This is a genomic window from Klebsiella sp. A52 (assembly GCF_018388785.1).
GTDB lineage: Bacteria > Pseudomonadota > Gammaproteobacteria > Enterobacterales > Enterobacteriaceae > Klebsiella > Klebsiella aerogenes.
In genome coordinates, this window is the sequence record NZ_CP074437.1 from 4619862 (window position 1) to 4644182 (window position 24321).

Sequence of the window (24321 nt, forward strand, 5' to 3'; positions counted from 1 at the left end):
ATAAACGCAATCCTCCGTGTGCTCAGACGCGGCATCGGGTATAATCGCTCGTTTTACATCTGACTAAAAAACAGCGACTTTGACCATTACGAAACTTACCCGAAACGACCTCGCTCCTGATACGGAAAGTTATCAGGCGCTGTTTACCCAGGTCAATCTCGCCGAGGCAGAGGCATCCCTCGCCGGCGATCTACAGCCCCGTTTATTTTATGCGCTGGAACAGCTTCTGATCACGCCAGCCATTTCATCTTTTATGCTGGTAAAGGCGCCGGAAGAACCGGAATATCTGCATTGGGTAGCCGAAGCCGCCCGCAGCCTGCAGCAACCCACAACAGCGCTCTTCGGTGTACGCTATCAGGTCAACGGCGGCAACGTAACCCTGTCGCCAGCCCAAAGCGCGGAAGACAATTTTGCCAGCAGCGGTCCGGTTGAATCCGCAGACTGGATTGAAGCGGAACAGCTCTTTGGCTGCGTACGCCAGTTTAACGGCGAAATTTCGCTGCAACCGGGCCTGGTGCATCGCGCGAACGGCGGCGTCCTGTTGCTCTCCCTGCGCGCGCTGCTGGCCCAGCCGCTGCTGTGGATGCGCCTGAAGAACATGGTGACCCGTCAGCGCTTTGACTGGCTGTCTATTGACGAATCCCGCCCTCTTCCCGTTAGCATTCCCTCCATGCCGCTGAACCTGAGGATCATTCTGATCGGCGAGCGCGATGCGCTGGCTGATTTCCAGGAGATGGAACCGGAACTCGCCTCGCAGGCCATTTATAGCGAGTATGAAGACAACCTGCAGATAGCCGATGCCGAGACCCTGAAACTCTGGTGTCAGTGGGTCTGGCAAAATGCTCGCCAGCTTTCGCTACCGGGGCCGGCGGCAGACGCATGGCCGCTGCTGATTGCAGAAGGCGCTCGAGACACCGGCGATCAGGAGACGCTTCCGCTTTCCCCTCTCTGGATTAGCCGCCAGCTGCGTGAAGCGGCAGCCTTCTGCGAAGGCGAATGGATTAGCGGCGCGGAGATGCAAACCATGCTTGAGCGCCGTGAATGGCGTGAAGGCTATCTTGCCGAGCGGATGCGCGATGAAATTCTTCTCGATCAGATCATGATTGATACCGAAGGCGAATGCATCGGTCAGATCAACGCCCTGTCGGTAATCGAATTTCCAGGCCACCCGCGCGCCTTTGGCGAACCTTCGCGCATCAGCTGCGTAGTGCATATCGGCGACGGCGAATTCATCGATGTAGAACGCAAAGCTGAACTCGGCGGCAATATTCACGCCAAAGGCATGATGATCATGCAGGCGTTTATCATGTCCGAGCTTGAACTTGAACAGCAGCTGCCGTTTAGCGCATCGCTGACCTTCGAACAGTCCTACAGCGAAGTGGATGGCGATAGCGCCTCAATGGCCGAGCTGTGCGCTCTCATCAGCGCGCTGGCCAATGTGCCGATTAACCAGAGTATTGCGATTACCGGTTCGGTCGATCAGTTCGGTCGCGTCCAGCCGGTCGGCGGTCTGAATGAAAAGATTGAAGGTTTCTTCACTATCTGCCAGCAGCGCGGATTAACAGGCAAGCAAGGCGTCATTATCCCTTCTGCCAACGTCCGCCATCTGAGCCTCGCCCAGGAACTTCGCCAGGCCGTGGCTGACGAGCAGTTCTTTATCTGGGCCATTGACGACGTTACCGAAGCCCTGCCGCTTCTCACCCAGCTGCAATGGGATGGCGAAGGACAAACGCTACGACAAACTATTCAGGAACGGATTGCGCAGGCGATGCAACAAGAGACTCGCCATCGTTTTCCATGGCCGCTACGCTGGTTAGGCGGATCAAATTCGAACTGATCGGACTTGTTCAGCTTACACGTGTTAGCTATCCTGCGTCCCGAACTCAAAATAAGGCTTACTGAAAACATGGTAGATAAACGCGAATCCTATACAAAAGAAGATCTTCTTGCCTCTGGTCGTGGTGAACTGTTTGGCGCGAAAGGCCCGCAACTGCCGGCGCCAAGCATGCTGATGATGGACCGCGTCGTCAAGATGACCGAAACCGGCGGCAACTACGACAAAGGTTACGTTGAAGCTGAGCTCGACATCAACCCTGACCTGTGGTTCTTCGGTTGTCACTTCATCGGCGACCCGGTAATGCCTGGCTGCCTGGGTCTGGACGCAATGTGGCAACTGGTTGGCTTCTATCTGGGCTGGCTGGGCGGCGAAGGGAAAGGCCGCGCGCTGGGCGTAGGCGAAGTGAAATTTACCGGTCAGATTCTGCCGACGGCGAAAAAAGTCACCTATCGTATCCACTTCAAACGCATTGTAAACCGTCGCCTGATCATGGGCCTGGCGGATGGCGAAGTGCTGGTTGATGGTCGTCTGATCTACTCTGCAACTGACCTGAAAGTCGGTCTGTTCCAGGATACTTCCGCGTTCTGATTTACCTTCCGTACTTATCCTGAAGTACAAAAGGTCCTGAAGTACAAAAGGCGAAGCCTTCGCAGAGCGAAGGCTTCTTTTTTAAAGAGACAGTCAGGCAGTTTGCACCCTGTCCTCCATGGCTTCTCGCCAACCTCCTAGCCAATGGGACCTCTGATTAAGGGTCTGGTAGGGACACATTTCTTTCGATCTGCCGGTAATGCCGGCCTGATATCCACGCTGATGTGCCCGTTCCAGGCGATCTCGTTTTTGTCTCTTCATGCCTCGTTTCCCTCATTATTTGATCTGGTGGAAAAGAAAACAGTGGTCACTAAATATGCAACCACGTATAACCTTTACCGCGAAACGCAGGCAGCGTCAATGCGCAAAATTCACGCCAGTGTCATATTTGTGAGCTATATGAAAGTTCATTTGTACAAAAATCGTGAGCCAGCACAACTATCAACCTGACGCGGCAAATAAAAAAGCCGCGGCGATTTTTCAGGTCGCGGCGGCTTGTATTGTATTAATTTTACTTATGGCAGGCGGTTCAGCTCACTCGCAATCGCGGTGGCTTCCTGGCTCCAGGCCTGCGCCAGGGTCTTAACCATCGCGTCGTAGCCATCCTGCTGTTGCTTAAGTTCAATATTGAACGGACGCTTAATTAACTGCCCCTGATGCTTAAGCAGCCATTCACCGCTAACGATGACCCGGCCGTCGTAGCGACCGTGGAAACCGCTTACGGAGACGTTAAGCGTATCCTGCTCGCTGCCTAACGGCTGCGATGCCACCACCCAACCCGGCAGTTGGTTACTCAGATTCGCCACCAGCGTGGTACGTAACTGCTGGTCCAGCGGGCTGGCCCACAGATTGTTATTAGCAATCACATACTGCACATCGGTCGTCTGATAAACCACGCCATTGCCGGCCAGATAATCAGGGATACTGACCTGCTCAACCCACAGCAAATTCTTGCTCTGGTTGACGGCGCTTTGCGCGCCGCTCTTTGCTACCGGTAATTGATAGTAAGTTTTACTCTCACCACCGCTGCTGCAGGCCGTCAGTACGCATACCGCTGCCGCCACTAACCACTTTTTCATTGTTTCGCTCCCTTCGGCTGCGGATCTTTTTTATCCTTGGCCTCAAATACCAGCGCATTGCTCTTGTCGTTGAGGGTTTTCAGTACCGGCTGCAGTTCACGAAGCACCTGATCCAACCGCTGCATATCCGCAACCATCTTATTGTAGGCCGCCGAGCCCGGTTGGAAGCCCTGCATACTGCGATTCAACTCGCGCAACGTGCTCTGCATATCGGCAGGAAGCTGCTGCATCGACTGGCTTGAAGTGATCTTATTCAAGTTGTCGAGCGTAGTCTGGACACGCTGCATGGTTTTCTGGCTCTGCGCCAGGGTACTGGTCGCCTGCTCCAGCAGTGGGTTAATCGGCAGGTTGTTAATCTTATCGAGCGCATCCATCAGACGCTGCTGGATCTGCGCCAGACCGCCGCTGACGGTTGGAATGATCGGATAGCCGCCGAACTCCTGAATCTTGCCGCGCGGAGGCGCTTTCGGATAGAAGTCGAGATCGATATACAGCGCCCCGGTGACCAGGTTGCCGGTTTTCAGCGAACCGCGCAGGCCGCGGTTGATCAGATCGTCAATATGCGCGCGAATGTTAGGGTCGCCGCCCAGCTGGTTGATTAGACGTTCCGGCTCAATACGCACTTCTACCGGGATACGATAATCATCGTTCAGGCTCTGTTTCAAACCGGGGATAAAGAACGGTACTTTGCCGACGGTACCAAGGCGAATACCGCGGAATTCAACCGGCGCTCCCGGCTGCAGACCACGCACCGAATCTTTAAAGAACAGGACGTAATCGATATGCTGGGTGAACACCGAATCCTGGATACTCTTCTGATCGTCAAACAGGTGGTATTCCGTTTTATTCGCCACCGGCTCGCCGAGATCCAATCCTTCCGGAATATCAAAGCTTACACCGCCGCCAAACAGCGTCGACAGCGATCCCATCTCAACGCGCATTCCCGCAGAGGTAAGATCAACCGCAATACCGCTATCTTTCCAGAAGCGAACGTTAGTGGTCACCAGACGGTCGTTCGGCGCGTTGATAAACAGCTGATAAGTGATGCGACGCTTCTGCGTATCAAAGGTGCTGGTTTCAACCGAACCAACGCGATAGCCGCGGAACAGCACCGGATCGCCAGGCGAGAGTTGCCCGGCTTTGCTACTTTCCAGCAAAACACGGATACCTTTGGCATCCGGTGAAGCCAGCGGCGGCGAATCCAACAGCGGATACTGCGGCGCCACAGAGCCTTCTTTACCCGGCTGTAATTCGATATAGGCGCCGGAAAGCAAGGTGCCGAGGCCGCTGATCCCCTCGCGCCCCACCTGCGGTTTCACCACCCAGAACACCGAGTCTTTATGCAGTAGCTTCTGCATGCCCGAGTTCAGACGCGCTTTAATTTCTACGTGTTTCAGGTCATCAGTCAGGATAGCGCTTTCCACCACCCCGACATCAACGCTGCGGCTCTTGATACGCGTTTTACCCCCTTCAATGCCTTCGGCGTTGGTGGTAATAAGCGTCACCTCCGGCCCCTGATGGCTGTAGTGGTAAAACAGTATCCATGCGCCGATGAGCACAGTCACAATCGGAAAGATCCAGACCGGTGACCAGTTCTTCACCTTCTGCACTTTCGCTTCTCCGCTCTTATTTTCCATGCTGTTGCATTTCCTCATGGCTTGGATCTGGTTCACGGTCCCACAATAGACGTGGGTCAAACATCATGGCCGAGAACATGGTCATGACAACGACCAGCGCGAACATCACCGCGCCTATCGCCGGATAGATATTCATCAAGCCTCCCATGCGCACCAGCGCCGAGAGTACCGCGATGACAAAAACGTCGATCATTGACCAACGGCCAACAAATTCAACCACTTCATAAATCAGGTGCATACGCTCTGAATCACGCGCGCCGTTTCCGTTCGCGCTCCAGCACAGCCAGCCGATAGCGATCATTTTTAACGTCGGCACCATGATACTGGCGATAAAGATAACCAGCGCGACCGGGTAAGAGCCCTCGCTCCACAGCAGAACGACGCCCGCCATGATTGTCGACGGCATTTTATCGCCCAGCAGATCGGTAATCATAATCGGCAGAATATTGGCGGGTAAATAGAGCACAAACGACGTCATCAGCAGCGCCAGCGTCCACTGCAGGCTGTTTTTACGCCGCGGGGTACCTTTGGTGTGACAGCGCGGACACTCTTTCTCATCCGCTGGCAGCACTGCCGTGCAGCACGAGCAGGAGCGCAGACCCTGACGCAGCCCCGGCACGCCAGGGCGCAGCGGCTGCTTAATGACCGGCATTGGCGCAATATCGTCCCACAGCCAGCGGCGATCGACGCACTGAAATGCCCGCAACTGCAGCAGGCAGAACAGACACCAGGGAACAAAGCTCAGTCCAACGCCGATATCACCGTAGGCCATGAGTTTAACGAAGCTGACCAGCACCCCGGCGAGGAAAATCTCGGCCATCCCCCAGCTTTTGAGGTGAAACAAAATCCGCGCCAGAAACGCCTTTAAGCGTGAAGGCATATGAACGCGATTGACCAACAATAAGATGGTCACCAGACAAAACGCCGGGACCAGTTGGACAAACAGTAAAAAGAACGTACCAAGGCTGGCGTAATCCTCGGTGAACAGCACGTTTGGTATTTCCAGCAGCTCAATTTCGCTGCTGATCCCGCCGACTTTCATATAAACAAAAGGGAACAGGTTTGCCAGTAGCAGCATGAACAGCGCCACCAGCGCATAGGCCGTGGGACGCTGCCGCGGCGCGTCCCACGATGTGGTGAGCGTGGTGCCGCAGCGTGGGCATGCGGCTTTCTGGCGATGCTCCAGCGGCGGCAAAGCCACCAGCAGATCACATTGTGGGCACAATATGTGCCGCGCAGCATGATGATGATCGCACATGAACACTCCTCAGCTTAAGCGCCGTTTTTGAGTCCTTCGAGATATTCCCAGCGTTCAAAGGCCGCTTCCAGGGCCTGTTCCGCTTCCGCTAACTGCGCCAGCACCTGCTGGGTCTGGTCATGCGGCTGGCCGAAGAACGAAGGATCGGCAACTTTTTCCTGCAGCGTCTGCAGTTGAGTTTCCAGATCTTCCAGCTTCTGCGGCAGCTGTTCCAGTTCGCGCTGCAGGTTATAGCTTAGTTTGCTGGCGGCACGTTTGACACTTTCTGCTTTCGGTTGAGCGACTTCCGCTGGTTTTTTTACAATCGTCTGTTTATTCGCCAGCGACTGCGCTTGCTGTCCGCGCGCGTCGTGATAACCGCCGATATATTGGCCGATACGGCCGCCGCCCTCGAAGATCCAGCACTCGGTCACGGTGTTGTCGACAAACTGACGATCGTGGCTCACCAGCATCACGGTGCCCTGGTAGCCATCGATCAGCTCTTCCAGCAGCTCCAGCGTTTCGACATCAAGGTCGTTAGTCGGTTCATCGAGGATCAATAAGTTACTGGGTTTCAGGAACAAGCGCGCGAGCAGCAGGCGGTTACGCTCCCCGCCGGACAACGCGCGTACCGGAGTCATCGCCCGTTTTGGATGGAACAGGAAGTCCTGCAGATAGCCCAACACGTGACGCGGCTTACCGTTAACCATCACCTCTTGCTTACCTTCCGCAAGGTTATCCATCACCGTCCGATCCGGATCCAGCTCCGCGCGGTGCTGGTCGAAGTAGGCGACTTCCAGCTTGGTACCGACGTGAATACGCCCGCTATCGGCCTGTAGCTGGCCGAGCATCAGCTTCAGCAACGTGGTTTTACCGCAGCCGTTCGGGCCAATCAGCGCAATCTTGTCGCCACGCTGGATTTGTGCGGAGAAATCTTTGACCAGCACTTTGCCGTCAACCTGATAGTTGACGTTTTCCATCTCAAAGACGATTTTGCCGGAGCGAGAAGCCTCCTCGACCTGCATCTTCGCGCTGCCCATCACTTCACGGCGCTCTCCGCGTTCGCGACGCATCGCCTTCAGCGCGCGGACGCGGCCTTCGTTGCGGGTACGGCGTGCTTTAATCCCCTGACGGATCCACACCTCCTCCTGCGCCAGCTTGCGGTCGAATTCAGCATTCTGTAACTCTTCGACGCGCAGCGCTTCTTCTTTATCCAGCAGATACTGATCGTAATTGCCCGGATAGGTCACCAGCTTGCCGCGATCGAGGTCGACGATGCGCGTTGCCATATTGCGGATGAAAGAACGGTCGTGCGAAATAAAGATGATGGTGCCTTTAAAGGATTTGAGGAACCCTTCCAGCCAGTCGATAGTTTCGATATCGAGGTGGTTAGTCGGTTCATCCAGCAGCAGCACGCGCGGCCCGCTGACCAGCGCACGACCCAGCGCCGCTTTACGCAGCCAGCCGCCGGAGAGCGACGCCAGCTGCGCGTCGGCGTTAAGGCCAAGCTGCTCGATCACTTCATTAATACGGCTATCTAACTGCCACAGCCCAAGGTTATCCAGCTGTTCCTGCAGGCGGGCCAGTTCATTTAAATTTTTATCGCTCGGATCGGTCATCACCTGATGCGAAACATCATGGTAGGCCTTCAGGTACGCCGCCTGCTCGGCAATACCTTCCGCGACAAAATCGTACACCGTACCGGCGACATTACGCGGAGGATCCTGCTGCAGACGCGCGACGATCAGATCCTGTTCATAAATAATACGCCCATCGTCCAGACCCTGCTCGCGGTTGAGGATTTTCATCAGGGTCGATTTGCCGGCGCCGTTACGCCCTACCAGGCAGACGCGTTCGTTATCTTCGATATGCAGTTCAGCGTTATCCAGCAGCGGCGCATCGCTGAACGAAAGCCAGGCGCCGTGCATACTAATCAGTGACATTCTTTATTCCTTTCAGGCCGCGGTAATCAGCCAGCAGTTGTGGATCTGACGGTTGCGGGCAAAATCCTGCGACAGCGTTTTTTGCGAAATTTCTTGCGCCTTCAGGCCAAGCGCCGCCAGCCCGTCATGATCCATACGGAAACCGCGTTTGTTATTCGAGAACATAATCGTGCCGCCTTTACGCAGCAGACGTTTTAAATCGGTCATCAGACGGATATGGTCGCGCTGCACGTCAAAGGCATCTTCCATACGTTTGGAGTTGGAGAAGGTCGGCGGATCGATAAAGATCAGATCGAACTGCTCGGTACTTTCCCGCAGCCAACCCAGCACGTCCGCCTGCATCAGGCGATGCGCGCGGCCGGTTAAGCCGTTCAGACGCAGGTTGCGTTCCGCCCACTCCAGATAGGTGCGCGACATATCGACGGTCGTGGTGGAGCGCGCGCCGCCGAGACCGGCGTGGACGCTGGCGCTGCCGGTATAGGAGAACAGGTTGAGGAAATCCTTACCCTTGCTCATCTGGCCCAGCATACGACGGGCAATACGGTGGTCGAGGAACAGACCGGTGTCGAGATAGTCGGTAAGGTTAACCCACAGACGCGCGTTATACTCCTGTACCTCGATAAAGTCGCCCTTCTCCGCCATCTTCTGGTACTGATTTTTACCCTTCTGCCGCTCGCGGGTCTTCAGCACCAGCTTATTCGGCGCGATCCCTAACACCGCGATAGTCGCGGCGATAATATCGAACAGACGCTGGCGCGCTTTGTGCGCATCGACGGTTTTCGGCGGCGCATACTCCTGCACCACCACCCACTCGCCGTAGCGGTCAATAGCCACGTTGTATTCCGGCAAATCGGCATCGTACAGGCGATAGCATTCAATGCCTTCCTGACGCGCCCACTTTTCAAACTTCTTCAGGTTTTTACGTAAGCGGTTGGCGAAATCTTCCGCCAGCATCGCCGGCTTGCCGCCTTCGCTTTCCGCCAGATGATAGTTCTTCTGTACGCAGTCCAGCGGGCCGTTTTTGGCTTTAAACTGTTTATCGGCACGCAGTTGCAGGCAGCTCAGCAATTCCGGCGAGGCGCTGAAGACCGACAGGTTCCAGCCGCCAAACTGGTTTTTCATAATCCGCCCCAGCAGGCTGTGCAGGGCAATCAGCGCCGGTTCGCTTTCCAGGCGCTCGCCGTACGGCGGGTTGCTGATAACGGTGCCGTACGGGCCTTTCGGCAGCGGATTATTGAGCTGCGCGACGTCTTTCACTTCAAAATTGATGAGCTCGCCAATTCCGGCGCGACGGGCGTTGCGGCGCGCGCGTTCAATCACGCGCTCGTCGACGTCTGAGCCGTAGAAGCGCGATTCATAAACGGCCAGCCCCTGGCGAGCGCGCGTTTGCGCCTCGGCTTTCACCTCTTTCCAGATAGCGTCATCGTGTTGCGCCCATCCGCCGAAGCCCCAGTGGCCGCGGTGCAGGCCCGGCGCGCGATCGGTCGCCAGCATCGCCGCTTCAATCAGCAACGTGCCGGAACCGCACATCGGATCGAGCAGCGGCGTTCCCGCCACCCAGCCGGAGCGCATGACGATTGCCGCCGCGAGGTTTTCTTTGATCGGCGCCATGCCGGTACCGTCACGGTACCCGCGCAGATGCAGGCCTTCGCCGCTCAGATCCAGCGAGATATGCGCCGTCTCTTTGTTAAGCCAGACGTTGATACGCAGATCGGGGTTTTCACGATCGACATTCGGACGCGGCAGGTTTTTACGCGTGAAGCTATCGACGATAGCGTCTTTGACTTTCAATGCGCCATACTGACTGTTGCGGATCTCCTCGTTGAGGCCGCTAAAATGCACCGCAAAGGTGGCGTCAGTGGTAAAGATCTCCGTCCACGGAATCGATTGAACCCCCAGGTAGAGATCCAGATCGCTATACACGCTGCACTCACCCAGCGGCAGCATGATGCGCGAGGCCAGCCGGCTCCACATCAGGCTTTGATACAGCAGTCGCGTATCTCCCTGAAAATGAACCCCGCCCTGGACAACCTGGCACTCCGTGGCGCCAAGTCCTTCCAGTTCAGTTTTTAACAGCTCTTCAAGACCACGAGCCGTGCTGGCAAACAGAGATTTCATATCGTCACTTTTACTTAAAGAAAATTGGTGCGCATTATAGCCAATATGTGCCCTATGTCATAAAGTTAAAGGCTTATTTTTGAACCCAGGGGCAGCGTATGGTAACGCTATCGAAACTTTTTATTCATCCCGTCAAATCCATGCGCGGAATTGGCGTCACCCATGCCTTTGCCGATATTAGCGGCATGGCCTTCGACCGCATCTTTATGCTGACCGAAACCGACGGTACGTTTATTACCGCGCGGCAGTTTCCGCAGATGGTAAAATTCCTGCCTTCGCCGCTTCATGACGGCCTGCACTTGACCGCGCCGGATGGCAGCAGCGCGCTGGTGCGCTTTGATGATTTCGCTCCCCAGGGCGAGCCGACGGAGGTCTGGGGCAACCATTTCACCGCCTTGATCGCGCCGGCCGCCATCAACCAGTGGCTCAGCGGCTTCTTCAACCGCGACGTCCAACTGCGCTGGCTCGGGCCGCAGCTAACCCGGCGAGTAAAACGTCACGACGCGGTGCCGCTCTCCTTCGCCGACGGTTATCCCTACCTGCTCGCCAACGAGGCCTCACTTCGCGACCTGCAGCAGCGGTGCCCTGCCAGCGTAAGCATAGAACAATTTCGCCCTAATCTGGTGGTCACCGGCGCGGCGGCGTGGGATGAAGATAGCTGGAAAGTCATTCGCATCGGCGAGGTAGTATTTGACGTCGCCAAACCCTGCAGCCGCTGCATTTTCACCACCGTCAGCCCGGAACGTGGGCAAAAGCATCCGTCCGGCGAACCGCTGGAGACGTTAAAGCGTTTTCGTACCGCGCAGGATAATGGCGATGTCGATTTTGGCCAGAATCTGATCGCCCGCAACAGCGGCGTGATCCGCGTGGGTGATGAAGTGGAAGTGCTGACCCGTGGTCCGGCTAAAGCCTATGGCGCCGGCGATAGCGACGATACCCTGGCGGCGGATACGCAGCCAAAAGCGACGGTTGAGATTGAGTGGCAAGGGCAACAGTTTACCGGCAATAACCAGCAGGTACTGCTGGAGCAACTGGAACAACAGGGTATTCGTATCCCTTATTCCTGCCGCGCCGGGATCTGCGGCAGCTGTCGTATCCGCCTCGAAGAGGGAGAAGTGAGTCCGTTAAAGAAAAATGCGGTCGCCGCGGATGGCACCATTTTATGCTGCAGCTGCGTACCGAAAACCGCGCTGCGCCTGGCGCCTTAAACCGCCTGTCCGAGGCTGTAGCTGGCCGCGCTCTGCGCCGGCTGCAGCCTGTCATTCATAATTTTTATCACATCGCCTAACTGCATCACCCGGCCAGCCAGAGTTAGTCCAGGCTGCGCCAGCAGGCAAAGCGTGGCGTTTTCACCCGGTTCGACCACCAGCAAATTGACCTGCTCGCCGGTATCGCTGATCCACACGCTGGCAGCGTCGCCGCTGGCGGGTTGCCAGTTCTGCTGATGCGTGGTGAAATGCCAGCTCTTCGGCATCTGCGGTTTTAGAAAACGGATCGCGGTTAAGGCATTTAATACTAATTCGGCACGCTGCTCTTTGTTTAATTCAATTTCGCGGCATTTTTCTTCAAAAGAAAAATAAAGCGCCGCGTCATCGACGCAGAATCCCGACGGTGCGAAAGCGTCAGGCGTTAACATGCGCCGGGCAAAACGTGAGCGAAATAACATACCATTGGCCAGATCGAGCATCATGCGGTCATGCTCTTCGTCGTAATACCAACGCCAGTTATCGTCAGGTTTAATCCGCATTTCTACCCCCGTCCTCTTCCACTTCCTTCTGCAAAGCAATGGCATCCTGCTACAGAATAATTTCTAAAATTAAGAAAAGACTAAAATGTCTAAATAAGCAACAATGAAGGAATATAAAACAACCAGGGCCGGAAATAAAGCCCTGGGGAAGATTCAGAGACGGAAAAGATTAGATGTGTGTAACAATTTCTTTAATCAGCGGCGGGCCTTTAAAAATAAACCCGGAATAAATCTGCACCAGCGTGGCGCCAGCAGCCAGCTTTTCACGAGCGGCAATCACCGAGTCAATACCGCCAACTCCGATAATTGGCAAACGACCATTTAATTCCGTCGCCAGCATACGAATAATTTCGGTGCTTTTTAATTGTAATGGACGACCACTCAACCCACCGGTTTCATCACAATGCTTCATCCCCTGGACCAGTGAACGATCGAGGGTGGTATTGGTAGCAATGACGCCATCAATATTATGGCGAACTAAGCTGTCGGCCACCTGGATCAATTCCTCGACGGAAAGATCCGGGGCGATCTTCACCGCCACAGGAACATATTTTTGATGTTTCTGTTGAAGTTCGAGCTGCTTATTTTTAATACCGCCGAGTAAATCATCCAGCGCTTCACCATATTGTAGAGTACGTAGCCCTGGGGTATTCGGCGAGGAGATATTAATGGCGATATATCCAGCGTATGGATAGACTTTTTCCATACAAATCAGATAATCATCTTTACCCTGCTCAACCGGGGTATCTTTATTTTTACCGATATTAATCCCCAGTACGCCGTCAAAATGCGCTTTTTTCACATTCTCGACCAGGTTATCAACACCGTGGTTATTAAAGCCCATGCGGTTGATCAAACCTTCGGCATCGACGAGACGGAAGATCCTCGGCTTGTCATTGCCCGGCTGTGGACGCGGGGTTACGGTACCAATTTCAATTGAGCCGAAGCCCATCGCACCGAGCGCATCAATGCACTCGCCGTTTTTATCAAGCCCGGCCGCCAGCCCCAGCGGATTCTTGAAAGTGAGCCCCATGCAGGTAACGGGTTTCGACGGTACTTTTTGCCGAACCAGTATTTCCAGCGGCGTGCCGGTTACGCGGCGTAATTGTTGGAAGGTTACTTCATGAGCGCGCTCAGGATCGAGCTGAAAAAGAGCTTTACGAACGAAGGGATAGTACATGAACTCTCCTGGATTCCCGGTGTGCAAACCGGGGGCGTATTATGTTCGATCCGCGCCCGAAAGGGAATTGACCTGCGACAAAAAATCACGCGTCCAACGCAAACGTTTACTTCTCTGCCGCCTGTTATGCGCATTTTGGCAATTTAACGCCGGAAAAATCATTTAGGGAAATAAACGCCCTCTGTCACACTGCCATAAAATGTTATCAATTATAGATAAATGCAAACATTTGGTTATAAGGAGAGAGTATGCGCGTTATTACACTCGCGGGCAGTCCCCGCTACCCTTCTCGCTCAAGCGCATTGCTGGAGTACACCAGAGAGAAACTTGCCGCAGCCGACATCGAAGTCTATCACTGGCATTTACAGAATTTTGATCCCGAAGATCTGCTTTACGCCCGCTTCGATAACCCCGCTCTGCATACCTTAAATGAACAACTGGCCGGCGCCGATGGCCTGATTATCGCCACCCCCGTCTATAAAGCCTCTTTTTCCGGCGCGCTGAAGACGCTGCTCGACCTGCTGCCGGAACGCGCTCTGGAAGGCAAAATTGTCCTGCCGCTGGCGACAGGCGGCACCATCGCCCATATGCTGGCGGTCGATTACGCTCTGAAACCGGTGCTTAATGCCCTGAAAGCGCAGGAAATCTTACATGGCGTTTTCGCCGATGATAGCCAGGTCACCGATTATCAACACAAGCCGCAGTTCACACCGAATCTGCAAAACCGTCTCGACCAGGCGCTGGAGACCTTCTGGCAGGCGCTGAATCGCCGCAACAGCCGTATCTCCGGACTAAAGACATTACAGGGGGTTGAGCATGCTTAATCCTCTGCGTGCCCTGACCCTCGGCGGGCTACTCATGCTTTCCTTTATTACGCATGCGGCCCCGCAGGCGCCGGAAGCGTTACGCATCGGCTACCAGAAAGGCAGCGTCAGTATGGTGCTGGCGAAGAGCCATCAACTGCTGGAGCAGCGCTATCCGCAAACGAAGATTTCATGGGTCGAGTTTCCCGCCGGACCGCAAATGCTGGAAGCGCTGAACGTCGGCAGTATTGATATCGGCAGTACTGGCGATATTCCACCGATTTTCGCTCAGGCTGCCGGCGCCGATCTGGTGTATATCGGCGCGGAACCTGCGAAACCGAAAGCGGAAGTGATTCTGGTCGCCGATAACAGCCCAATCAAAAGCGTGGCAGAACTGAAAGGACGTAAGGTGGCGTTCCAGAAGGGCTCCAGCTCGCACAATCTGCTGCTGCGCGCTCTGCAGCAGGCAGGCCTGAAATTCAGCGATATCCAGCCGGTATATCTTGCCCCCGCCGATGCCCGCGCCGCATTTCAGCAGGGTAATGTCGACGCCTGGGCTATCTGGGATCCCTATTACTCTGCGGCGCTGCTGCAAGGCGGGGTACGGGTACTGAAAGATGGTAGCGACCTGAAGCAGACCGGTTCGTTCTATCTTGCCGCCCGCCCTTATGCCGAAAAGAACGGCGCCTTTATCGAAGGCGTGTTGGCGACCTTTAGCCAGGCGGATGCCCTGACCATCAGCCATCGCCAGGAAAGTATTGCCCTGCTGGCTAAAACGATGGGGCTACCCGAAGCGGTAATCGCCAGCTATCTCGACCATCGTCCGCCAACCGCGATATCCCCGGTAAGCGCTGAAACGGCTGCTCGTCAACAGCAAACCGCCGATCTGTTCTATGAGAACAAGCTGGTACCGAAAAAAATCACTATTCAAAACCGTATCTGGCAGCCTGCCCCCGCACAAGGAGCGAAATCATGAGTCTGAATATGTTCTGGTTCTTACCCACCCACGGTGACGGCCGCTATCTGGGTACTGACGAAGGGGCGCGCCCGGTAGACTACAGCTATCTGCAGCAAATCGCCCAGACCGCCGACCGACTCGGCTTTACCGGCGTACTTATTCCCACCGGACGCTCCTGCGAAGATGCCTGGCTGGTTGCCGCTTCAATGATCCCCGTCACCCAGCGGCTGAAGTTCCTCGTCGCGCTGCGCCCAAGTGTGGTATCGCCTACCGTCGCCGCGCGCCAGGCAGCTACGCTTGATCGGCTCTCTAATGGCCGGGCCCTGTTCAACCTGGTCACCGGCAGCGATCCAAATGAATTAGCCGGCGATGGCGTATTCCTCGACCACACCGAACGCTACGAAGCCTCCGCCGAGTTCACCCATATCTGGCGCAAACTGATGGAAGGCGAAACCGTGACCTTTCACGGCAAACATCAGCACGTACGCGGGGCGAAACTGCTCTTCCCGCCGCAGCAACAGCCGCGACCGCCGCTCTACTTTGGCGGCTCCTCGGACGTTGCCCAGGATCTGGCCGCCGAACAGGTCGACCTCTATCTGACCTGGGGCGAACCGCCGGCGCAGGTGGCGGAAAAAATCGCCCAGGTGCGTGAGAAAGCCGCGCGCCTCGGCCGCAGCGTCCGCTTTGGTATTCGTTTGCACGTCATCGTTCGCGAAACCAATGAAGAGGCATGGCAAGCGGCGGAGAGCTTAATCTCCCATCTGGATGACGAGACCATCGCCCGCGCGCAGGCAGCCTTCGCGCAAACCGATTCTGTTGGCCAGCACCGCATGGCGGCGCTGCACAACGGCCGTCGCGACAAACTGGAGATCAGCCCGAACCTGTGGGCCGGGGTCGGGCTGGCGCGCGGCGGCGCGGGCACTGCGCTGGTTGGCGATGCGGCCACCGTCGCTGAACGTATTAATGAATACGCCGAACTTGGCATCGACAGTTTTATCTTCTCCGGCTACCCGCACCTTGAGGAAGCCTGGCGAGTCGGCGAACTGCTGTTCCCGCTGCTCGATGTCAACGTTCCGACGATCCCTCAGCCGCAAAACCTGCGCCTGCAGGGGGAAGCGGTAGCGAATGAATTTATCCCGCGTAAAGCGGCGCAAAGTTAGGGAGCGAACTATGGCAGCCTCTTCGCAAAAACTTCTGTTACGCCTCGCCCCCTGGTTTTTACCGGTAGGCACCGTGTTGATCTGGCAATTGGCGTCCTCGGTAGGCTGGCTCTCAACCCGTATTCTCCCCTCTCCGGAGGGGGTACTGAAAGCCTTCTGGACGCTCTCCGCCAGCGGCGAACTGTGGCAACATCTGGCGATCAGTTCCTGGCGCGCCTTGCTTGGCTTCGCCATCGGCGGCTCCATCGGCCTGACGCTCGGGCTCATTAGCGGGCTCTCGCGTTGGGGCGAACGCCTGCTGGATACCTCCATCCAGATGTTGCGCAATGTGCCGCATCTCGCGCTGATCCCCCTGGTGATTTTGTGGTTCGGTATTGATGAAAGCGCCAAAATATTTCTTGTCGCGCTGGGGACGATGTTTCCGATTTATATCAATACCTGGCACGGCATTCGCAATATCGATCGCGGTCTGGTGGAAATGGCGCGTAGCTATGGCTTATCCGGATTCGCTCTTTTCCGCCACGTGATCCTCCCCGGCGCCCTGCCCTCGATTATGGTCGGCATTCGCTTCGCCCTCGGATTGATGTGGCTGACGCTTATCGTCGCTGAGACCATCTCGGCTAATGCCGGGATTGGCTATCTGGCGATGAACGCCCGCGAATTTCTGCAAACCGATGTGGTGGTGGTCGCCATTATTCTTTACGCCATACTCGGCAAGCTCGCCGATTTCAGCGCGCAACTGCTGGAACGCGTCTGGCTGCGCTGGAACCCGGCGTACCGTCTTCAGGAGGCTAACGCATGAATACTGCTCGTCTTAATCCCGGGATCCCGCTGTTACTCAATGGGGTCAGCAAACGCTACGGCGACAATGTCATTCTCAATGAGCTGGATTTACATATTCCTACCGGGCAATTTGTCGCGGTGGTCGGCCGCAGCGGCGGCGGTAAAAGCACCCTGTTGCGCCTGCTGGCCGGGTTGGAAAAACCCAACGGCGGCGAACTACTGGCAGGCGCGACGCCGCTTGCGCAGATTCAGGAGGATACGCGCATGATGTTCCAGGACGCGCGGTTGCTGCCCTGGAAGACGGTTATCGACAACGTTGGGCTTGGGCTGAAGGGCCAGTGGCGCGATGCCGCCCGCCAGGCGCTGGCCAGCGTCGGGCTGGAAGAGAGAGCCGATGAGTGGCCGGCCGCGCTTTCCGGCGGGCAAAAACAGCGCGTTGCGCTGGCCCGCGCGCTGATCCATCGCCCGCGTCTGCTGCTGCTGGATGAACCGCTAGGGGCGCTTGATGCCCTCACCCGCCTGGAAATGCAGGAATTGATTGTTTCGCTCTGGCAGGAGCACGGCTTTACCGTGTTGCTGGTAACTCATGATGTGAGTGAAGCGGTGGCGATGGCCGACCGGGTGCTGTTAATAGAAGAAAAGAAAATCGGCCTCGATTTGAACGTGGATATTCCACGTCCGCGGCGGTTCGGCTCGGCGAAGCTGGCGGAACTGGAAGCACAGGTGCTCGATCGGGTGATGAAGCGCGGCGACAGCGAGCGCACGCCGCGTTTGTTTAGTCATGGCTAACTAACGTCCCCGGCCCGCGCTTCGCTCGGCCGGACTACCAAATCGCAAAGCGCTGTAGCCCCGGTAAGCGAGTGCGCCACCGGGGATTTTGCGGCCACCAACACCGGCAGTTTCAGCCAGCGTAGTGAACCCGGATAAGGCGCTTGCGCCGCTATCCGGGATTTGCACCGCCGTTACGCCAGCGCCTTGGCGATCTTCTCGAACAGATCGCCGGAGAGATTCTCCAGCCCTTTCAGCTGTTCCAGCGCCGCACGCATCTTGGCCTGACGTTTCTCATCGTAGCGTTTCAGACGAATCAGCGGCTCAATCAGACGCGACGCCACCTGCGGGTTGCGGCTATTGAGCTCGGTCAGCATTTCCACCAGGAACTGGTAACCGCTGCCGTCTTCGGCATGGAACGCCGCCGGGTTGCTACTCGCGAAGGCGCCGATCAGCGAACGTACACGGTTCGGGTTGCTCATCGTGAATGAACGGTGCTTGAGCAATCCGCGTACCGTCTCAACCACATTGGCCGCCGGGCTGGTGGACTGCAGGATGAACCACTTGTCCATCACCAGACCGTCCTGGTGCCACTTATCGTCATACTCCTGCATCAATGCATCACGGCACGGCAACTCCGCCGCCACCGCCGACGACAGCGCAGCCAGCGCGTCGGTCATGTTGTCAGCATGATGATACTGGGCTTGCACCAGCTTATCTGCCAACTCAACATCGCCAAAAGCCAGATAGCGCAGGCAGGTATTGCGCAGAGAACGTTTACCGATATCGGCATGGTCTACGCGATAGCTGTCGAGCTTGTTGGCGTTGTAAACCACCAGCAGCTCATCGGCCAGCTCTTTCGCCAGCGTACGGGTCAGCGCTTCGCGCACCGCCGCGATGGCAATCGGATCGATGATGGTGAACAGCTCAGCGATTTCGTTGGCCGACGGCAGCGTTAAAATTTCCGCCGCCAGCGCCGGATCGATTTTTTCGTCGAGCAGGATCGCGCGGAAGGCGTCAGCGACGTGGATCGGCAGCGACAGTGGCTGTCCCTGCTGATGACGATTAACGTTGAGCTTGATGTAGGTCGCCAGCAGACTCTGCGCGGCATCCCAACGCGAGAAGTCGTTACGCGCGTGGCGCATCAGGAACGTCAGCTGCTGGTCGCTCCATTTATATTCAAGCTTGACCGGCGCGGAGAATTCACACAGCAGCGCCGGTACCGGCTGGAAGTAAACGTTATCAAAGACGAATGTCTGCTCCGCCTGGGTCACGTTCAGCACGTGGTGCACCGGATGACCGCCCTTCTGCAGCGGGATCGCTTTGCCTTCGTTATCGTACAGCTCGATACTGAACGGGATGTGCAGCGGCTGCTTGTCGGCCTGTTCCGCGGTCGGCGGCGTACGCTGGCTGATAGTCAGCGTGTACTGCTCGGTTTCCGGGTTATAGTCGTCATGCACGGTCACGACCGGCGTGCCGGACTGGCTGTACCAGCGACGGAAATGCGACAGATCGACGTTCGAAGCATCTTCCATCGCCTGCACGAAATCATCGCAGGTGGCGGCGCTGCCATCGTGGCGTTCAAAGTACAACTGCATCCCTTTCTGGAAATTGGCTTCGCCTAACAGGGTGTGCAGCATACGGATCACTTCCGCGCCCTTTTCGTAGACCGTCAGGGTGTAGAAGTTGTTCATTTCGATAACCATATCCGGACGGATCGGGTGCGCCATCGGGCTGGCGTCTTCGGCAAACTGCAGCCCGCGCATGGTACGCACGTTGTTGATACGGTTTACCGCACGCGAACCGAGATCGGAACTGAACTCCTGATCGCGGAATACGGTCAGCCCTTCTTTCAGGCTGAGCTGGAACCAGTCGCGACAGGTCACGCGGTTGCCGGTCCAGTTATGGAAATATTCGTGACCAATGACGCGCTCGATATCGAGGTAGTCTTTATCGGTCGCGGTATCGGTACGGGCCAGCACATATTTAGAGTTAAAGACGTTGAGGCCTTTGTTCTCCATCGCGCCCATGTTGAAGAAGTCGACGGCGACGATCATATAGATGTCGAGGTCATATTCGAGACCGAAACGGGTTTCGTCCCACTTCATTGAGTTTTTCAGCGAGGTCATCGCCCACGGCGCGCGGTCGAGATTGCCGCGGTCAACGTACAGCTCGAGCGCGACTTCACGCCCGGAACGGGTGGTGAAGGTATCACGCAGCACGTCGAAATCGCCGGCCACCAGCGCGAACAGGTAACAGGGTTTTGGGAACGGATCCTGCCACTGGATCCAGTGACGGCCATTGTCCAGCTCGCCCTGCGCTACGCGGTTGCCGTTAGAAAGCAGGTAGGGGTATTTCGCTTTATCGGCGATGATTTTGGTGGTGAAGCGCGCCAGCACGTCCGGGCGGTCGAGGTACCAGGTAATATGGCGGAAGCCTTCTGCTTCGCACTGGGTACATAGCGCTTCGCCTGACTGATACAGGCCTTCCAGCGCGGTGTTCGCCGCCGGGCTAATTTCATTGACAATAGTCAGAGTGAAACTGTCCGGCAAACCGCTAATCACCAGCTGATTGTTTTCTTCTTTATAGTCGTTCCACGGCTGGCCGTTCACCTGCAGTGAAATCAGGGTCAGGTCTTCGCCATCCAGACGCAATGGCACATCAGACGCAGCCGCGTGACGGGAAACCTTACTCTCGGCCGTGACAACGGTTTTCGCGGCATCCAGGTCAAAGGTCAAATCAATATCGCTAATCAGATAATCCGGCGCACGGTAGTCGTGGCGGTATTTGGCTTGGGGCTGTTGTGTCATAAAAAACCTTTAGCGTGTCTGTAAAGTATCGGCTCCAGTCTATTCCTGTTGCGCAGATCGCGCTATGCAGAATCTTCATCTTTTCAACGTTCAACACGAAAATCGCTACATATTGATAACACATGAGGCACGAAATGCGCTCGACCCGGCGCAAAGCTTGTGGTGTGATCCGTGTTCAATATATTAAACTAGGCCTCGCAAATGACCGTCAGCGTTACCGTCGAGCCATCGCAGCAGGACAGCACCGGGTATTAAAGGTATACTCCGCCTCCTTTTTTCTGCTTTGGTTTGAATGGAACGCCCCAGTGAGAGGATGCTACTGCGCACCATGACACAATTCACTTCTCCTGTACTGCACTCGCTGCTTGATACGGATGCCTATAAGCTGCATATGCAGCAGGCCGTCTTCCACCGCTACTATGATGTGGAGGTGGCGGCAGAGTTCCGCTGCCGCGGAGACGATCTGCTCGGCATCTATGCCGACGCGATTCGCGAGCAGGTTGAAACCATGCGCGACCTGAAGCTGCAGGACGATGAGTATCACTGGCTGTCCACCCTGCCGTTCTTCTCGCAGGACTATCTCGACTGGCTACGCGACTTCCGCTACGACCCGAGCCAGGTCACCGTCATCAACGATCATGGCAAGCTGAATATTCGCCTCGCCGGGCCGTGGCGCGAAGTGATCATGTGGGAAGTGCCGCTGCTGGCGGTCATCAGCGAACTGGTGCACCACTACCGTTCGCCGGAAATCGGCGTCGATCTGGCGCTGGAGACGCTCGAACATAAGCTTGCCGACTTCGCCGACATGACCGCCGCCATCGATATGTCGGCATTCCGCCTGATGGATTTCGGCACCCGCCGCCGCTTCTCCCGTGAAGTACAGCAGGCTATCGTGCAGCGCTTGCAGCAGGAGCCGTGGTTTGTCGGCACCAGCAACTACGATCTGGCCCGCCGACTCAATTTAACCCCGATGGGCACCCAGGCGCACGAATGGTTCCAGGCGCACCAGCAGATCAGTCCAAACCTTGCCAGCAGCCAGCGCGCGGCTCTTGCCGCCTGGCTGGCGGAATATCCGGATCGGCTGGGTATTGCTCTGACCGACTGCATCACCATGGACGCTTTCCTGCGTGATTTCGGTCCTGAATTCGCCACCCGCTATCAGGGACTGCGCCATGACTCCGGGGATCCGCTGGAGTGGGGCGAGAAAGCTATCGCCCATTATCAGAAATTGGGTATCGACCCGATGAGTAAAGTGCTGGTGTTCTCCGATAACCTCGACCTCGGCAAAGCGGTCGATCTGTATCGCCACTTCTCCTCGCGGGTGAATCTCAGTTTCGGTATCGGCACCCGGTTAACCTGCGACATCCCACAGGTGAAACCGCTGAATATCGTCATAAAACTAGTAGAATGTAACGGCAAGCCGGTGGCGAAACTCTCCGATAGCCCGGGTAAAACCATCTGCCACGACAAGGCTTTCGTCCGTGCCCTGCGTGAGGCCTTCGATCTGCCGCCGATTAAAAAGGCGAGTTAATTTCAACAAGGAGCCTCTCAGGCTCCTTTTTCTTTATTATTTATTGTCAAATTATCCCTTTATGATGCGAATTCTGCTTGTCTGATGGAAGATGACAGGTAACATAGATATCCCCCCGTTGAAGGGGAAGAGACTTTTTTATTGGACTATATAGAGAGAATATTATGAGCGTTGTGCCTGTAGCCGACGTACTCCAGGGCCGCGTTGCCGTTGACAGCGAAGTCACCGTGCGCGGATGGGTGCGTACCCGCCGAGATTCTAAAGCTGGCTTTTCTTTCCTCGCCGTCTATGACGGTTCCTGCTTTGATCCTGTACAGGCCGTTATTAATAATTCTCTGCCCAATTACAATCAGGAAGTGTTGCGCCTGACCACCGGCTGTTCGGTTATCGTCACCGGTAAAGTCGTGGCCTCCCAGGGTCAGGGCCAGAGCTTTGAAATCCAGGCCTCCAGCGTGGAAGTCACCGGCTGGGTTGAAGATCCGGACACCTACCCGATGGCGGCGAAACGCCACAGCATCGAGTATCTGCGTGAAGTGGCGCACCTGCGTCCGCGCACCAACCTGATTGGCGCGGTAGCGCGCGTACGCCACACCCTGGCGCAGGCGCTGCATCGCTTCTTCGACGAACAGGGTTTCTTCTGGGTATCCACCCCGCTTATCACCGCTTCCGATACCGAAGGCGCCGGTGAAATGTTCCGCGTATCGACGCTGGATCTGGAAAACCTGCCGCGTAACGACCAGGGTAAAGTCGATTTCGATAAAGACTTCTTCGGTAAAGAGTCGTTCCTGACCGTTTCCGGCCAGTTGAACGGTGAGACCTATGCCTGCGCATTGTCCAAAATCTATACCTTCGGCCCAACCTTCCGCGCCGAAAACTCCAACACCAGCCGCCACCTGGCGGAGTTCTGGATGCTGGAGCCGGAAGTTGCCTTCGCCAACCTCAACGATGTTGCCGGTCTGGCAGAAGCCATGCTGAAGTACGTCTTCAAGGCGGTACTGGAAGAGCGTGCGGATGACATGAAGTTCTTTGCCGAGCGCGTAGATAAAGACGCCATCGACCGTCTGCAGCGTTTTGTCTCTGCTGATTTCGCCCAGGTTGATTACACCGACGCCGTCACTATCCTGGAAAACTGCGGCAAGCAGTTTGAAAACCCGGTGTACTGGGGCGTGGATCTCTCCTCCGAGCATGAGCGGTATCTGGCCGAAGAGCACTTCAAAGCGCCGGTGGTCGTGAAAAACTATCCGAAAGACATTAAGGCGTTCTACATGCGCCTTAACGAAGACGGTAAAACCGTCGCCGCAATGGACGTTCTGGCGCCGGGCATCGGCGAAATCATCGGCGGCTCCCAGCGTGAAGAGCGTCTGGATGTTCTGGACGCGCGTATGGCCGAAATGGGTCTGAATAAAGAAGACTACTGGTGGTATCGTGATCTGCGCCGTTACGGCACCGTCCCGCATTCCGGCTTCGGTCTGGGCTTCGAGCGTCTTATCGCCTACGTAACCGGCGTACAGAACGTTCGCGACGTGATTCCTTTCCCACGTACGCCACGTAACGCCACATTCTAATCGCGTTTCGTTAAAACACTGACAAGGTCGGCGCAAGCCGGCCTTTTTTTATGTCAATTTTCGTGAGCGAATTTCAACAAACTTAAACATCAACCTTCACAATTCGTAATTATGTTACTCACTATTTCCTTACCCTTAGTACGTAGATTTCGCACCTTATGTTAAGACACAAATGAATACACTGATTGAATTGGCTATTTTTTAATCATTACGCGCACGTTATGCAAAAAAGGCGCCTGAACGAAAAAGGAGCCAAACTGAGACAAAAAATAATCAAATCTGTCTTTAGCGAAAATATTCATAACTAATTCATATAGATATATATAAGAAGGTGACAATCTTCGCAAAGTGGAACGGAATTTTGATTGAGTTCACAAAGTTCCCAAAAATAAATATTTGGTTACATGTTTTTTCTTTTTGTTACTACTTTACGATATTGGTAGCATTTTCCGGCTAGCGAAACGGCACCACCGATGGAAAGATGCCTTCAGACACCAAACTATCTTCAATAGTTCTGTAAATTTTCATTGACGGAATTTATTGGCGGCGGTGGCAAGTGTCATATAAAAAATATTAA

At 55.7% G+C, this 24321-nt stretch carries 19 protein-coding genes; 10 read left to right on the plus strand and 9 right to left on the minus strand.

The features are described 5' to 3' along the window. Window positions 1-79: 79 nt before the first annotated feature. Entirely contained in the window at window positions 80-1837 is a 1758-nt protein-coding gene (locus KGA69_RS21935; RefSeq protein WP_047077856.1) for an AAA family ATPase, read from the plus strand. 69 nt (window positions 1838-1906) lie between these two features. Further along, entirely contained in the window at window positions 1907-2425 is a 519-nt protein-coding gene (gene fabA / locus KGA69_RS21940; protein WP_015704907.1) for a bifunctional 3-hydroxydecanoyl-ACP dehydratase/trans-2-decenoyl-ACP isomerase, read from the plus strand. A 93-nt stretch (window positions 2426-2518) separates the two neighbouring features. Here the strand turns inward: fabA and rmf are convergent, their stop codons facing one another. From rmf to rlmKL, 6 genes are all read right to left on the minus strand, one after another. Continuing rightward, window positions 2519-2686: a ribosome modulation factor gene (gene rmf, locus KGA69_RS21945; RefSeq protein WP_015704906.1), complete on the minus strand. Its 168-nt coding sequence runs from the start codon at window positions 2684-2686 to the stop codon at window positions 2519-2521. Window positions 2687-2940: 254 nt separating this feature from the next. Beyond that, entirely contained in the window at window positions 2941-3504 is a 564-nt protein-coding gene (pqiC, locus tag KGA69_RS21950) for a membrane integrity-associated transporter subunit PqiC (RefSeq protein WP_015367436.1), read from the minus strand. Beyond that, a complete protein-coding gene (gene pqiB / locus KGA69_RS21955) occupies window positions 3501-5141 on the minus strand; it encodes an intermembrane transport protein PqiB (RefSeq protein ID WP_042892880.1) in 1641 nt (546 codons plus the stop codon). Before pqiB ends, pqiC begins: the two co-directional genes overlap by 4 nt. Beyond that, window positions 5131-6399, minus strand: coding sequence for a membrane integrity-associated transporter subunit PqiA (pqiA, locus tag KGA69_RS21960; RefSeq protein ID WP_032711301.1), 1269 nt, complete (start codon window positions 6397-6399; stop codon window positions 5131-5133). Before pqiA ends, pqiB begins: the two co-directional genes overlap by 11 nt. Window positions 6400-6413: 14 nt before the next feature. Then, entirely contained in the window at window positions 6414-8321 is a 1908-nt protein-coding gene (locus KGA69_RS21965) for an ABC transporter ATP-binding protein (RefSeq protein WP_045395648.1), read from the minus strand. A 12-nt stretch (window positions 8322-8333) separates the two neighbouring features. After that, entirely contained in the window at window positions 8334-10439 is a 2106-nt protein-coding gene (gene rlmKL, locus KGA69_RS21970; RefSeq protein WP_047050527.1) for a bifunctional 23S rRNA (guanine(2069)-N(7))-methyltransferase RlmK/23S rRNA (guanine(2445)-N(2))-methyltransferase RlmL, read from the minus strand. Window positions 10440-10537: 98 nt separating this feature from the next. Between rlmKL and KGA69_RS21975 the strand changes: the two genes are divergently transcribed. Continuing rightward, window positions 10538-11647, plus strand: coding sequence for a YcbX family protein (locus tag KGA69_RS21975; protein WP_045395655.1), 1110 nt, complete (start codon window positions 10538-10540; stop codon window positions 11645-11647). Here the strand turns inward: KGA69_RS21975 and zapC are convergent. Beyond that, window positions 11644-12186 carry a cell division protein ZapC gene (gene zapC / locus KGA69_RS21980; RefSeq protein ID WP_045395659.1) on the minus strand — a complete coding sequence of 181 codons (543 nt, stop codon included), beginning with the start codon at window positions 12184-12186 and terminating at the stop codon, window positions 11644-11646. The two genes, KGA69_RS21975 and zapC, sit on opposite strands and share 4 nt — an antisense overlap. 169 nt (window positions 12187-12355) lie before the next feature. Continuing rightward, window positions 12356-13366, minus strand: a complete 1011-nt coding sequence (gene pyrD / locus KGA69_RS21985) for a quinone-dependent dihydroorotate dehydrogenase (protein ID WP_020079247.1) — start codon at window positions 13364-13366, stop codon at window positions 12356-12358. Window positions 13367-13614: 248 nt separating this feature from the next. Here pyrD and ssuE point away from each other — a divergent pair, with 248 nt between their 5' ends. The 5 genes from ssuE to ssuB are packed head-to-tail and all read left to right on the plus strand — an operon-like array spanning window position 13615 to window position 17859. Then, window positions 13615-14190 carry an NADPH-dependent FMN reductase gene (ssuE, locus tag KGA69_RS21990; RefSeq protein WP_045395662.1) on the plus strand — a complete coding sequence of 192 codons (576 nt, stop codon included), beginning with the start codon at window positions 13615-13617 and terminating at the stop codon, window positions 14188-14190. Further along, on the plus strand, window positions 14183-15145 hold the full coding sequence (locus tag KGA69_RS21995) for a sulfonate ABC transporter substrate-binding protein (RefSeq protein ID WP_045395665.1): 963 nt from the start codon (window positions 14183-14185) through the stop codon (window positions 15143-15145). The genes ssuE and KGA69_RS21995 overlap by 8 nt, the downstream gene beginning before the upstream one ends. Next, window positions 15142-16287 (plus strand): FMNH2-dependent alkanesulfonate monooxygenase, encoded by a 1146-nt coding sequence (ssuD, locus tag KGA69_RS22000; RefSeq protein WP_045395668.1) that lies wholly within the window; start codon window positions 15142-15144, stop codon window positions 16285-16287. Before KGA69_RS21995 ends, ssuD begins: the two co-directional genes overlap by 4 nt. Before the next feature lie 10 nt (window positions 16288-16297). After that, window positions 16298-17089, plus strand: coding sequence for an aliphatic sulfonate ABC transporter permease SsuC (ssuC, locus tag KGA69_RS22005; RefSeq protein ID WP_015367447.1), 792 nt, complete (start codon window positions 16298-16300; stop codon window positions 17087-17089). Continuing rightward, window positions 17086-17859, plus strand: coding sequence for an aliphatic sulfonates ABC transporter ATP-binding protein (gene ssuB / locus KGA69_RS22010; RefSeq protein ID WP_045395671.1), 774 nt, complete (start codon window positions 17086-17088; stop codon window positions 17857-17859). The genes ssuC and ssuB overlap by 4 nt, the downstream gene beginning before the upstream one ends. Window positions 17860-18032: 173 nt before the next feature. Here ssuB and pepN read toward each other — a convergent pair whose 3' ends face one another. Continuing rightward, window positions 18033-20648, minus strand: coding sequence for an aminopeptidase N (pepN, locus tag KGA69_RS22015; protein WP_047065518.1), 2616 nt, complete (start codon window positions 20646-20648; stop codon window positions 18033-18035). A gap of 328 nt (window positions 20649-20976) precedes the next feature. Between pepN and pncB the strand changes: the two genes are divergently transcribed. Both pncB and asnS read left to right on the plus strand, forming a co-directional pair. Beyond that, window positions 20977-22179 carry a nicotinate phosphoribosyltransferase gene (pncB, locus tag KGA69_RS22020; RefSeq protein WP_049059588.1) on the plus strand — a complete coding sequence of 401 codons (1203 nt, stop codon included), beginning with the start codon at window positions 20977-20979 and terminating at the stop codon, window positions 22177-22179. 164 nt (window positions 22180-22343) lie between these two features. After that, on the plus strand, window positions 22344-23744 hold the full coding sequence (asnS, locus tag KGA69_RS22025; RefSeq protein ID WP_045395701.1) for an asparagine--tRNA ligase: 1401 nt from the start codon (window positions 22344-22346) through the stop codon (window positions 23742-23744). Window positions 23745-24321: the final 577 nt, after the last annotated feature.